Source organism: Novosphingobium sp. G106 (assembly GCF_019075875.1).
GTDB lineage: Bacteria > Pseudomonadota > Alphaproteobacteria > Sphingomonadales > Sphingomonadaceae > Novosphingobium.
In genome coordinates this window covers 4,785,347-4,798,055 of the sequence record NZ_JAHOOZ010000001.1, presented here as the reverse complement: position 1 = coordinate 4,798,055, position 12,709 = coordinate 4,785,347, and the positions used below count along the sequence as shown (strand labels likewise).

Annotated in this window: 14 protein-coding genes; 11 read left to right on the top strand and 3 right to left on the bottom strand. The window is 65.9% G+C overall.

Annotated features, from left to right (window positions below; translation table 11 throughout):
- Window positions 1-2: 2 nt before the first annotated feature.
- Together KRR38_RS23170 and KRR38_RS23165 are read left to right on the top strand one after the other, a co-directional pair.
- Window positions 3-404, top strand: a complete 402-nt coding sequence (locus tag KRR38_RS23170) for an SH3 domain-containing protein (protein ID WP_217405834.1) — start codon at window positions 3-5, stop codon at window positions 402-404.
- A 10-nt stretch (window positions 405-414) separates the two neighbouring features.
- Entirely contained in the window at window positions 415-981 is a 567-nt protein-coding gene (locus KRR38_RS23165; protein ID WP_217405833.1) for a hypothetical protein, read from the top strand.
- 7 nt (window positions 982-988) lie between these two features.
- On the opposite strand, the gene KRR38_RS23160 is transcribed toward KRR38_RS23165, so the two are convergent.
- The 3 genes from KRR38_RS23160 to KRR38_RS23150 all read right to left on the bottom strand — a co-directional run bounded on the left by KRR38_RS23160 (window position 989) and on the right by KRR38_RS23150 (window position 3,361).
- Window positions 989-1,603, bottom strand: coding sequence for a hypothetical protein (locus tag KRR38_RS23160; RefSeq protein ID WP_309141124.1), 615 nt, complete (start codon window positions 1,601-1,603; stop codon window positions 989-991).
- Between the two features lie 164 nt (window positions 1,604-1,767).
- The gene (locus KRR38_RS23155) at window positions 1,768-2,109 is read right to left on the bottom strand and encodes a hypothetical protein (RefSeq protein WP_309141123.1); all 342 of its coding nucleotides are present in this window, start codon (window positions 2,107-2,109) and stop codon (window positions 1,768-1,770) included.
- A 157-nt stretch (window positions 2,110-2,266) separates the two neighbouring features.
- Window positions 2,267-3,361: a hypothetical protein gene (locus KRR38_RS23150; RefSeq protein WP_217405832.1), complete on the bottom strand. Its 1,095-nt coding sequence runs from the start codon at window positions 3,359-3,361 to the stop codon at window positions 2,267-2,269.
- Between the two features lie 152 nt (window positions 3,362-3,513).
- Here KRR38_RS23150 and KRR38_RS23145 point away from each other — a divergent pair, with 152 nt between their 5' ends.
- From KRR38_RS23145 to KRR38_RS23105, 9 genes are all read left to right on the top strand, one after another.
- A complete protein-coding gene (locus KRR38_RS23145) occupies window positions 3,514-4,614 on the top strand; it encodes an AraC family transcriptional regulator (protein ID WP_217405831.1) in 1,101 nt (366 codons plus the stop codon).
- Between the two features lie 150 nt (window positions 4,615-4,764).
- Entirely contained in the window at window positions 4,765-5,964 is a 1,200-nt protein-coding gene (locus KRR38_RS23140) for an amidohydrolase family protein (protein ID WP_217405830.1), read from the top strand.
- Between the two features lie 91 nt (window positions 5,965-6,055).
- Entirely contained in the window at window positions 6,056-6,883 is an 828-nt protein-coding gene (locus KRR38_RS23135; protein ID WP_217405829.1) for an SDR family NAD(P)-dependent oxidoreductase, read from the top strand.
- A gap of 14 nt (window positions 6,884-6,897) precedes the next feature.
- Complete coding sequence (locus KRR38_RS23130; RefSeq protein ID WP_217405828.1) at window positions 6,898-8,064, top strand: LLM class flavin-dependent oxidoreductase; 1,167 nt, start codon at window positions 6,898-6,900, stop codon at window positions 8,062-8,064.
- 39 nt (window positions 8,065-8,103) lie between these two features.
- Window positions 8,104-8,970: an alpha/beta hydrolase fold domain-containing protein gene (locus KRR38_RS23125; protein WP_217405827.1), complete on the top strand. Its 867-nt coding sequence runs from the start codon at window positions 8,104-8,106 to the stop codon at window positions 8,968-8,970.
- A gap of 64 nt (window positions 8,971-9,034) precedes the next feature.
- Window positions 9,035-9,622, top strand: coding sequence for a hypothetical protein (locus KRR38_RS23120; protein ID WP_217405826.1), 588 nt, complete (start codon window positions 9,035-9,037; stop codon window positions 9,620-9,622).
- A 90-nt stretch (window positions 9,623-9,712) separates the two neighbouring features.
- Entirely contained in the window at window positions 9,713-11,101 is a 1,389-nt protein-coding gene (locus KRR38_RS23115; protein WP_217405825.1) for a hypothetical protein, read from the top strand.
- A 10-nt stretch (window positions 11,102-11,111) separates the two neighbouring features.
- Window positions 11,112-11,855, top strand: a complete 744-nt coding sequence (locus tag KRR38_RS23110) for an SDR family oxidoreductase (protein WP_217405824.1) — start codon at window positions 11,112-11,114, stop codon at window positions 11,853-11,855.
- A 17-nt stretch (window positions 11,856-11,872) separates the two neighbouring features.
- A complete protein-coding gene (locus tag KRR38_RS23105) occupies window positions 11,873-12,622 on the top strand; it encodes an SDR family NAD(P)-dependent oxidoreductase (protein ID WP_217405823.1) in 750 nt (249 codons plus the stop codon).
- The last annotated feature ends 87 nt before the right edge of the window (window positions 12,623-12,709 follow it).

The following is a 12,709-nucleotide window of genomic DNA, read 5'->3' as shown; positions in this document are numbered from 1 at the left end:
CCATGAAGGCCGGTCCGCTCCTGGCGATCTCCGGCGCTGCTGCTCTAATGGGTAATGCGGCGCCGTTGAAGCCCGAGCGGCCGGTCATGATTGGCGGGCGGGACGATCTCGACGCCTGCCTGACCGTTTCGAAAGTGACCGGCCTCAACCCGCGCGGCGACAACTTCCTGTCGCTGCGCAGCCAGCCGTCGAGCACGGCGCGCGAGCTGTCGCGGCTACGCCCCGAGCAGCAGGTCTGGGTCTGCGAGGAGACTCCGGGCGGCTGGACCGGCGTGCTCGTCGCCCCGGCCGACGGCTCGCTCGACTGCGGCGTGGGCACGCCGATCGCCAGGCGCCAGGCCTATTCAGGAACCTGCCAGTCGGGCTGGGTCGCCAGCCGCTTTCTGAAAGTCATCGCCGGATAGGAGGCCTGGCATGAAGCTGCCCCTTGCTGCCATTGCCCTCGCCATCGTTCCGCAAGCCCTGCAGGCAGCCGAAGTGATCGGCACGCGCGGCGACTGGGAGGTTTTCCGCGACAGCAAGAGCTGCGGCATGACGCGGACCTACGAAGGGCTCGGCGATACCGAGATGATGGTGATCAAATATGCCGCGGGAAACATCCGCATCATGATCACCAACACCGAGTGGAGCGCGAAACAGGATGCGCGCTACGATATTTCCTACATCGTGAACGGCGCGACCTACGGCGGGGCCAAGGCGGTGGGCACGGCGGAGCGCGGCCGCAAGGGCTTCGTATCGACCTTCGTGGGCAGGTTCGCCGAAGACTTTGCCGAGGGCAGCATCCTCCAGGTCCTGCTCGCGGGCGAAGAGATCGAGCGGCTGTCTCTGGCTGGCAGCGGGACCGCGCTGGCCCTGGTTGATCAGTGCCTGGTACGGTTGCGCGCCGATCTCGCCGCGGCCGAGCGCGAGCGGGCGCGGCGGTCGAACCTGCCGAGAGATCCCTTTGCGCCGTTCCCGGAACCCCGCAAGGGACCGCGCTGAGACAGCATCACGGCTCCTGATGCGCTACCTCCGCAGGCGGACCGGGCTCGTCTTGCGCAAGATAGGCCGGGAAAGCCTCCTGCAGCGTTTTGATCTCGGGAAGAATATAGACGACGCCGACACCTTCCTTGAAATTCGGAACCACGACCTTCGCATAGAAGCGGGCCGGGACGTTGATGCAGCCAAAGGTGATCCGGTTGTCCTCCGGCGAAGGCGAGTTCAGTCGTTGCAGGCGCCGCTCCTTCTTGTTCGTGGTGATCACCGGATGCAGCGAGATGGAGGTCACGTAGTCGACCCAGAGAACCTTGCGATTGCCCGCGGCGATCCCGAATCTGGAGACGAAGCGCCCGGCGGGCGTGGTTTGGTCTTCCGGGGCGATGTCGGACAGTTCGCGGTCGCCCACGCCTGGCGCAGAATCGTCGCCCGGCGTGATCCCCAGAAGCGCCGGCGTCGCGCCGAGGTCCTGGCCGTGGCCATCGAACACGAACACGGCCGCGGCAACCTTGTCGATGACCATGAAGGGCAGATCGCCGTTGTCGCCCGAGGCGATGACCCAGTTCGCCACGTCAATGGCCTCCTGGGACATCTGCATCGGTGGGGACGGAGGCTGCGGCTTGGGCACTGGCGCTTTGGGCACCCGCTGGACCTTCTGAACCTTTGCTGCCGAAGCCGCTGACGGACAAGAGAGGGCGAAGCTCGCCAGCGCGAGCGCAAGCCATGCCGATAGTACGCCACTGCGCATGGTTCTCGTCGTCATCTCCAGCCTTATAGCGCCGAAGGAGGCGACTAGTTCCGCGGCTTCTTCGGCGTCTGCCTCAGCAGGACCATCTGCTGTTCGAGGCCGTCCATTCTGCCGGAGAGCTGATCGATCCGCTGGTTCGCCTGCTGCGCGGAACCCGCTGCCGCCTGCGCCGTGCTGTCGACCTGCGCCACTTTCGATTCCAAGGCGCCGATGCGATTGTTCACCGTGGCGATCTGCTCATCGACATATTCGGTCGTGGCGCATCCGCTCAGGCTCAGTCCGAACGCCAAGGCCAAACCGGCCGCCGCAGTCTTTTTTACCGGGAAGAGCATCGTCAACTCCTTTCGTTCGGCCTGCTGACCAATGACCGGCTTGCCATGCGGCACACCGGCATCGGACCGTCAGGTTCCTGGGCCACGAAATCCCATCGGGCGCCCCCAGCTTCTGCCAGGAACCCTTTGCGAGATACCCGTGAAATCCCCTAGAAACCGGGAGTTCTTGTGCTGATCCTGCAATGATTCGGCGAGTCTGTTGAAACAGAATCTAGGTCAGCGCCTTCGCCGCCGCGCACCACTCGCCAAAGCGATGGATCCGTTCCCAGAACAACGCTCGGGAGCCCGCAAAGTTGTGCATATGGCCCATGCGCGGACAGATGAAGAGGTCGAAGCTCGGCGCCGAGCGGAAGGCGCGAGCCTCGCCCAGCGGATCGACGACGAGGTCGCGCTCTCCCATGGCGCTCAGCACCGGCACGACGATCGCCGCGGCTTCGGGTGCTACGGCACCGGGGGTCAAGGTGAAACGCGTGGCATCGTTGGGCAGGGTATAGGAATTCCATGGCGCCGGGTCGCGCTCGCGCGCCGGCGGCGGCGAGGTAACGATCGACTGGGACATGCCTTCATAGTGCGCGAGGTCCTGCTCGACCACGTCCTGCGGCACGTCATCATAGTGGAAGCCCCAGGCAATCGCCGCCCAGGCCGCATCCTCCGCCATTTCCGCGCTGGCCGCGCTCGCGGCCGCGACCGCCGCGGCGTTGATGATCCCGCCGGGCTCGCGCGGAGACATCTCGCGCGAGAACCAGGGCGTGACGATCGGCACTTCGCCCGGCGGCGTCGCGGGGTGGCTGTAGACCGCGCTGAAACCGAGCACGCCGATCCCGTCATAGCAATCGTGGCGCGCCTGCTGGACGATCGTCAGGCTGCCGCCGGTCGACTGGCCGATGCCCAGCCGCACCGGCTGCAGCACGGGCGGATAACCGGGCACGAGGATGCCGTTGGCCAACCGCAGCAGCACTTCCTGTTCGGCCGCCAGCGCTGCGCGCGTGACATTGGTGAAGCCGAGCGCCGAAGCATCATGGATCGAACTCTCGCCCGAACCGATGTTGTCCAGCGCAACGAAGATCCAACCCCGCGCCACGTGGAAGTCGGCCTGGGCGCCGAGCTCGATGCCGGGGGGCGGCCCGGGCAGGGCATGGGTGAAATAGAACCGCGAATAGCCGCCGCCCGGCTTGGCGAAGCAGACCACGGGCTGTGCGGGCAGATCGGCGGGATCGGGCAGGACCACCGTCACCGCCATGTGCGCCGGTTCGTCGAGATCGACCGCATTGCTCACGTCGATGCGCAGGTCGATTGTCTGACTCATCTATTCCTGTCCTCCGCCCCCGCTTTGACCCAGCGAAGGCCGTCACGTCAAAGGCGAATTGACGCGCCCGGGCAAAGGCATATCCTGAAGCGAACAGAACGGAGCCGTGCAAGGCACTGGCATTCGGATTCTTTGTGGGAGTTTCGGGAGACATGCAGCGTCGGGCCGCGAGCGAAGACAAGTCCGTTTCGGACCTGCTGTCCGCGCTCGAATTGCGCGGGCAGACCTGGTGCTACAGCGACGTCGGCCAGGATGCCGGCTTTTCGGTCGCACCCTGTGACGCCGTGCTGTTCCATGCCGTGCTTCACGGCTCGGCGCGGATCGCCTGCGCCAGCGGCGCTATGATCGAGCTTGGCGTCGGCGACGCAGTGATCGTGCTGTCGGGCGAGGCCCATGCGCTGCGCACCAGCGCGGGCAGCCAGGCAACGACGCACGAGTTTCTGCGCAGCGAAGACAGCGTCGATATTCCGCCCAGCCTCGCCATCGGCTCAGGCCGCATCGCCGCGCGCGTTCTCAGCGGCAAGCTGCGCGCGACCTGGCCCGGAGAGGTCAACCGCGCGACGCTGCCCTCCTTGCTCCCGCTGGGCCAAGGCGAAGGCAGCGTGATGGACGCCGGGCCGCTCGTCGCACTGCTGCGCCCCGAAGCGCTGCCGCTGGCCGGCATCGGCGCCGGCTCGGCCGCGCTGCTGACGCGGCTTGCAGCAATGATGCTGGTCGCCGGGCTGCGCGCCGACCCGCGCTGCCGCCAGCTCTTCGCGCCGCCGCGGCAGGACCCGATCGCCGATGCGCTGCGCCTGATCGAGACCAGTCCGGCTGCGAACTGGACTGTCGAGCGGCTTGCGCGATCGGTGGGCATGGGCCGCTCGAACTTCGCCGCCCATTTCACCCAGCAGGTCGGCCGGGCGCCGATGGAACTGGTGGCCGAGCAGCGCATGGAACACGCGGCCAGCCTGCTGCGTCAGGGCAAGCTCAAGATCGCCGAGATCAGCGAGATGGCCGGCTATGGCTCCGAAGCCGCGTTCAGTCGGCGCTTCACCCGGCATTTCGGTATTTCGCCCAGCCAGATGCGCGATCGCGCGCGGGCGGGCGGCGAGGTCAAGTCCGTGGGTCCGGCCTTCCCGCCCGTGCTCTCGGGCCGCGCCGGCCAGAGCGCCGCGGTGCTCGCGCGCCAGCGCGCTCCTGCGGCCAGCCAGCGCATATCGGGAAAACCCACGCCCAAGGCGGGTATCCTGCTAGGCGGCAAGCGCGACTAACGGGCTGGACGATCGAGCATGATAGCTGGAGGAAATGCCCGGCCCAAGCCGTCTCAGCGTGGACGATCGGTCATGGCACATGGAGGGGCGGCCATTGCCGCGGGATGCCGCCGAGACGATTGAAGCGGCAACGCAGGATTGGAGAAGCGAATGTCCACCGAAACCCTAGATCGCCCGCAGGCCAAGTCGACGATCAAGATCATCGACGCCGATACCCACCTCACCGAACCGCACGACATGTGGATCAAGCGCGCGCCCGCCTCGCTGCGCGACCGCGTGCCGCAGGTGAAGATGCTCAACGGCCAACGCTGCTGGGTGATCGACGGCGACAAGTCGATCGGCACCGGCGCGCATCCGAACAGCTCGGTGCTCAAGGAAGGCGGCAAGGTCCGCGACCTCGACAAGTTCCTCAAGCTGCAGTTCGAGGACGTCCACGCCGGCTCGTCGAACGTCAAGGAACGCCTGAAGGTGATGGACGATGCGGGCATCTTCGCCCAGATCGTCTATCCCAACATCCTCGGCTTCGGCGGCCAGGCCTCGGCACGTGTCGACCCCGAGCTGCGTCTGGCCGTGGTCCAGATGTACAACGACGCCATGGCCGAAATCCAGGAAGAGAGCGGCCAGCGCCTGTTCCCGATGGCCCTCCTACCCTGGTGGGACGTCAAGCAGGCGGTCAAGGAGACCGAGCGCTGCGCGGCGATGGGCCTCAAGGGCATCAACATCAACTCGGACCCGCACACCAGCAAGGACGAGGACGGCAACCTGATCCCCGACCTGGGCACCGAGCACTGGTATCCGCTCTGGGAAGTCTGCAACGACAAGGACATCCCGATCAACTTCCACATCGGCGCCTCGGAAACCGCGATCGATTGGATGGGCAAGCAGGGCTGGCCGTCGCTGTCCTATGACCTGCGCTCGGGCATTTCGGGCGCGATGATCTTCTTCAACAACGGCGCGACCGTGTCGAACCTGATCTATTCAGGCATTCTCGACCGCTACAAGAAGCTGAAGTTCGTCTCGGTCGAGAGCGGCATCGGCTGGGTGCCCTTCCTGATGGAAGCGCTCGACTACCAGCTCGACGAGATCGCCGAGACCAAGGGCTTCGAGAAGCGCCCGTCGGAATACTTCAAGAGCAATTTCTACGCCTGCTTCTGGTTCGAGAAAAAGGACGTCTCGCAGATGCTGCACAAGGTCGGCATCGACAACTGCCTGTTCGAGACCGACTTCCCGCACCCGACCTCGCTCTACCCGATCGACAACCTCGAAGAGCGCCTGTCGAGCCTGACCCAGGAAGAGCGCTCCAAGGTGCTGAGCCTGAACGCAGCCAAGCTCTACAACATCAAGATCTGATCTACCCCGCAAGGGATGCAATACCGCGCCGGACGCCCGCAAAGGGCGCCGGCGCACCCCCGGGAACGGGATTTGGGAAAGGAGCGAGCCGATGACTCTGGCACTCGACTTCACGGGAAAGACCATCCTTGTCGTGGGCATCCACAAGGGGGGCATGGGCGGCGCGACCTGCCGGCAGGTGGCCAAGGCCGGCGGTACCGTGATCGCCCTCGACCGCGACGAGAGCTACGCCGCCGACATCGCCGACGAGGTGCGGGCGCTCGGCGGCACGATCCATACGATGACCGCCGATCTCTTCGACGTGGCCCAATGCGAGCAGGTCATCCCGCGCGTGCTCGCTGAATTCGGGCCGATCGACGGGCTCGTCTGCGTGGCCGGGGGCACCCGCGGCGAGGAATGGATGCCGCTCGAGGAAACCCCGGGCGAAAGCTTCTGGAAGACGCTGCAGCTCAACTTTGCCTATGTCTTCTATCTCTGCCGCGACGCTGCCGCCGAATGGATCCGCACCGGCCGTTCGGGCGCGATCGTCAATATCGGCTCGGTCAGCGCCAAGGACGCCGCGCCCTGGCACGGGCCTTACGGCGCCGCCAAATCGGGCATCATCGCGCTGACCCGGACCATGGCCAACGAGTGGCACGAGTTCGGCATCCGCGCGAATTCGGTCTCGCCGGGCGCGGTGATGAGTGCGCGTGTGATCGACAAGGCGACGACGATGTCGGAGCGCGCCAAGGCCAGCCGCGATCCCAGCGACACGGTGATCTTCACCGAGCCCGTGCAGCTCGCCAATACGATCGCCTTCCTGCTCAGCGATCTCGCCTCGGGCGTATCGGGGCAGAACATCGCCGTCGACAGCACGCTGAGCACCAAGTTCTGCGGCGGGCGGCGGCTGACGCGCAAGCAGATGGGCGAAACCAACTAAGGCGGGAGCGGCGAATGGAACTGGGTCTACTCTACGAATTCGAAGCGCCACAGCCCTGGGCGGGCGAACATCCCTGGGGCCAGCGCACGGCCGAGCGCATGGCCTACAAGAACTGCGTCGAACAGGTCGCGCTGGCCGACAAGAAGGGCTTCCACACCGCCTGGCTGGTCGAGCACCATTTCCGCGAGGGCCGCAGCCACATGCCCTGCAACGACGTGGTGCTGGGGGCGCTATCGCAGATCACCGAGAACATCCGCCTCGGCTTCGGCGTCGCGCTGATGCCGCACGAATTCATCCATCCGGCACGCGTCGCCGAGAAGGTCGCCACCGTAGACCTGTTGTCGCGCGGCCGGGTCGAATGGGGCATGGGCCGCTCGACGCCCATGGAGCAGATCGCCTTCAAGGTCGACGTGGCCAATTCCAAGAAGAAGATGCTCGCCGCGGCGAAGACGGTGACCGGCATGTGGGCCGAGGAATATTACGAGGAACACTCGGAATATCTCGACTTCCCCAAGCGCATGGTCACGCCCAAGCCTTACCAGTTTCCGCACCCGCCCTGCTGGATGGCGGCTTCGTCCGAAGAGACGATCCGCATGGCCGGCGCCAACGGGCTGGGCCTGCTGTGCTTCTCGATCATGCAGCCGCTCGACAAGCTGGCCGAACTGATCCGCGCCTATCGCGAAGAGCAGACCCGCGCCGTGCCGGTGACCTCGATCCATACCAACAAGGTCGGCGTCTATACGCTGGTCCATTGCACCGAATCGCGCGCCAAGCTCGAGACCAATCGCCTCTGGGAATCGGTTTGGTGGTGGTACGCCTCGGTCGCCGAGTTCACGCTCAAGTGGGAACTCGCGCATATGCCGCCCGAAGTGCAGGAGAAGGCCTTCCCCCTGCTCAAGAAGCAGGCCGAAGGCGGCTTCGACATGGACCACTTCGACCGTGAGGACATGGTCATCATCGGCACCCCCGAGGAATGCCTCAAGAAGTTCCTCAAGTACGAGGACGCGGGGGTCGACCAAGTGCTGTGCTACGTCAATTTCGGCTACCTGCCGCAGGACGCCGTGCTCGAATGCATCACGCTGCTGGGCGACTATGTGATCCCCGAACTGAAGGCGATGGGCGCGAAGCGCGTCGCCGGCAGTCTCGAAGCATCGATCGCCTTGCAGCAGGCGGCAGAATAGGCTTTCGGTTTCCATCAAAGGATAATCGGGAGCGGATTCATGAACATAGACCTTCCACCGCTGCGGCCGGGCCGCCCGGCCCCGGCGGACCTTGCCGAGCGGCGCGGACAGATGCAGGCGGCAGTCGACGCCGGCGCGTGGAAGACGGCGAGGCCGCCGCTCGAAACGACCATGGGTGGCCTGCGCACCTTGCGGTTCGCACCCGACGGCCCGCCGCGCGGCTATGTCCTCATGCTCCACGGCGGCGGCTTTCGCATCGGCCAGCCCGAGTTCGAAAGCCTGTTTGCCGAGGCGCTCGCAGCGCGCTGCGGCGTCGAGGTGGTGGTGCCGCAATACCGCCTCGCGCCCGAGGGTCCCTTCCCCGCGGGCCTCACCGACGCGCTGACCGCGCTGACCGCGCTCCGTGCGGAAATCGGCGACGCGCGGCTGATCGTCGGCGGCGATTCGGCAGGCGGCGGACTTGCGGCGGGCCTCGGCGTGCTGACGGCCGCGCGCGGCGGACCGCGGATCGACGGGCTCGTGCTCCTGTCGGCCTGGCTCGACCTGCGCGTCTCGTCGCCCTGCTATGCCGGCAATGCCGCCAGCGATCCGATGTTCTCTAAGGAATCGGCCGACGTCGCCGCGGAACTATACCTCCAGGGCTTCGACCCGGAGCATCCCCTCGCCTCGCCGCTGCTCGCACAGATCGCGGCCTACCCGCCGACGCTGGTCAGCGTCGGCAAGGGCGAGGTGCTCTACGACGATTCGCTACTGTTCCACGAAAAGCTCACCGCCGCCGGCGTCAGTTCCAGGCTGAGCGCGATCGACGGCATGGAGCACGTCGCCGTGATCCGCAGCCTGGACCTGACCGGCGCAGCGGAGACCTTCGAGGAAGTCGTCGGCTTCGTCGAGCGCATCCTGGGCTGATACCGCGGGAAAACCCGCCCACTGCATTTGCGGACAGGCCCCGGCCGATGCCAAGAGAACGCGCATGAGTCCGCGTTTTCTTGCCCTCTCGGTCGCCCTCGCTCTCTGCGGCTGCAAGCAGCCCATACCGCCAACCCGCAGTCTCGTCGGCGATGCAGCTGCGCCCGGCATCTACGCGCTGGCCGGCGACACGATCACCGTCTGGCAGCGGGTCCGCCTGGCCGACGGCATGTGGCGTTTCCATTCCTGGTCGATCACGCCCGGCGGCACCGTCGAATATCTCGACACGCCCGAGCGCGCCGACGAGCCGACCGAGGAAAGTGCTGCCGACCTTGCCGAGCGACGCCAGAGCTTCGCGCTGCCGCAGAGCGAGTTCGAAGCCCTGCGCAAACAGGCAGCGCTGCTGCGCCCGATGGCGCTCGGCCCCGACGATCCGGTCCGCGGCTATGCCGGCGAGGCCTATCCGCGCGGCTGCATGCCGGACAAGGCGAAGCCCAGCCTCGCCGGGATCAATTTCCTCAACAAGTCCAATTGGGGCTCTTTCCTCCTTCCGACGAACTGCGCGAGCCGGGAGGGCACGGAGGCTTCGGGCCTAATGACCGAGATCGTCTCCCGCCTGAACGCGGCCTCGGCGCAAATCCGAGCCAAGTAATCTTAAAGAGTGCCGTCCTTCGATTGACCTCGCTCACCCCGCCCGCTAACAAAGTGATCAGCAAGCACAGAAAGCGAGAGAGGAACCCCGATGGCGATCAGCCTCCTGCCCGACAATCCGGCTGCCTGGACCTACCGCTCGTGGGACGAACTCATGGCGATCCCGCGCGAGGAGCGCGAGAAGCTGCAGCTGGAAGCGGCGCGGATCATGTTCCGCCGCCTGCGCGACCGCATTCCTGCGCTGAAAAAGTTGGCCGATCGCCAGGGCGTGGACACGATCGACCGGATCGAGGACCTGCTCCCGGTCAGCTTCGACCACCGCGTGCTCAAGAACTATCCGATCCAGATCATCGAGAACCGCGACTTCGCCAAACTCACCGGCTGGCTCGACAAGCTGACCGCGCACGACCTCACGCAGGTGGACCTGACCGGCCTAAAGACGATCGAGGAATGGCTGGGGCGGCTCGAGAAGTTCGGCATGCTCGTCACCTACTCCAGCGGTACCACCGGCAAGCTCAGCTTCGTACCGCGGTCCTACGACGAGTTCGGGCCGTGGAAGTTCCACTTCTACAACGTCAACTACGCCGCCAGCGGGGTGAACGCCTGGGAGACCAAGCTGCCCACCTTCTTCCCGGGCTACCGCGGCGGCTACCAGACGATGCTCAAGATGATGAGCCTGTTCAACGTCGAGATGGCGGGCGGCGAGGCGAACTATCACACGCTCTACGACACCCACATCCCGGCCGACCTGATGGCGCTGTCGGGCCGGCTGCAGTCTGCCGAGGACAAGGGCGAAGTCGCCAGCCTGGGCCTCGATCCGGCACTGCTCGAACAGCGCCAGCAGATGCTCGCCCAGGGCCGCGCGCGCGACGGCGACCTCGATGCCTGGTTCGGCCGCATGATCGAGCGCTTCGACGGCCAGCAGGTGAAGATCGGCGGCACGTTCGCCGACATGTACCGCGTCGCCCGCGCCGGGCTCGACCGCGGCGTGCGCTGCAACTTCGCGCCCGGCTCGATCATCATGGGTGGCGGCGGCATGAAGGGTTACAAGGACGCGCCCGAGGACTGGGAAGACCAGATCAAGCAGTTCTTCAACATCGACCGCATGGGCAACCAGTACGGCTTCTCCGAATGCATCGGCAACGCCCCGCTCTGCGCGGCGGGCTTCTTCCACCTGCCGCCCTATTCGGTGCCGCTACTGATGGGCGCCGAGGGCGAGGCCCTGCCGCGCGAAGGCGTACAGAAGGGCCGGCTTGTGCTCGTCGACCTAGTGCCGCTGTCCTACTGGGGCGGCTTCACTTCGGGCGACGAGGTGACCGTGCACTGGGACGGCAAATGCGACTGCGGTTGGGACAGCCCCCGCGTCGGCAAGACGATCCGCCGTTTCGCCGAGAACGAAGGCGGCGACGACAAGATCACCTGCGCGGGATCGCAGCAGGCCTACAACGAGTTCATGGAATTCGTCGCCGGCGAGGGTTGAGGAGAGAACGATGACCGACAAGCCGCTCACAGGAAAAGTCGCGCTCGTCACCGGAGCCGGGCGCGGGATCGGACGCGAGATCGCGCTGCGCCTCGCCGAGGACGGCGCCTCGATCGTTGCCCACTACGCGCATAGCAAGGCCGGCGCCGAGCAGACCGTCGCCGAGATCGAAGCCAAGGGCGGCAAGGCCATCGCCTACCAAGCCGATATCGCCCAGCGCGCCGAAGTGAAGGCGATGTTCGCTGAGATCGACCGCAACCCCGGTCGGCTCGACATCGTCGTCAACAATTCGGGCGTCAGCGGCAGCGGTGCGCTTGCCGAAGTGACAGACGAAGACATCGATTATATCTTCGGCATCAACGTCTTCGGCCCGCTCTACATCGCCAGCGAGGCGGCCAAGCGCCTTCAGGACAACGGCCGCATAATCAATTTCAGCTCCTCGGTAGCGAAATATCCGCTCGCCGGCGCCGGACTCTATTCGGCCGCCAAGAAGGCCATCGAGAGCTTCACCGAAAGCTGGGCACGCGAACTCGGCGCGCGTGGGATCACGGTCAACACGGTAATCCCGGGGGCCACCAGCCCCGGCATGATCGACGCCTCGCCGCAGTACACCGAGTTCTTCGCCAATGCCTCGCCGTTCAAGCGCATCGGCACTGCCGACGAAATCGCCGCGGTCGTCGCCTTCCTCGCAAGCCCTCAGGCAAGCTGGGTTACCGGCGGCAACATTCTCGCTAATGGTGCAGCGAACACCTGATCCGGGAGAGACGAATCATGACCTACCGAGTAGCCCTCGTCACCGGCGCGGCGGCCGGCATCGGCGCGGCCTGCGCCAAGCGGCTGGCCAAAGACGGCATCGCCATCGGCGTGCTCGACCTCGACGAAGCGCGCTGCGCCGAGACCGTCGACGCGATCAAGGCGGCCGGCGGCAAGGCGATCGCGCTGGGCGCCGACGTCTCGCTGCGTGCGCCGGTCAAGGCCGCGATCGAGAAGCTGCGAGAAGCTTTCGGCCCGATCACGATCCTGGTGAACAACGCCGGCGTCACCGATTTCACGCCGTTCGAGGAACTGACCGAGGACCGCTGGGACTTCATCTATGCGGTAAACGTGCGGGGGCCGTTCCTGATGACCCAGGAAGTGCTGCCCGACATGAAGGCCGCCAAGTGGGGCCGCATCGTCAACATCTCGTCCTCGTCGGCGCAGACCGGCGCGATCAACATGATCCCCTATTCCTCGTCGAAGGGCGCGGTGGTGACGATGACGCGCTCGATGGCGCAGGAATTCGGCCCCCACGGGATCACCGTGAACAACATCCCGCCGGGCTCGGTCATGGGCACGATCATGTCCGAAGCCAACCGCGACCGCTTCCAGATCCCGACCGAGGTCCTGCTCCAGACCCTGCCCGTGCGCCGCATGGGCGAGCCCAACGACATCGCCAATGCCTGCGCCTGGCTGTGCCTCGAGGAATCGAGCTACGTCACCGGCCAGACGATCGGCGTGAACGGCGGCCGCGTCGTCAGCTGAGCTTTTCACAACTGCCGACACACGAAGGCCGTCCGGGCAACCTGACGGCCTTTTTGCATGGAATTCCTGTACAGTAGTGGACAGAAG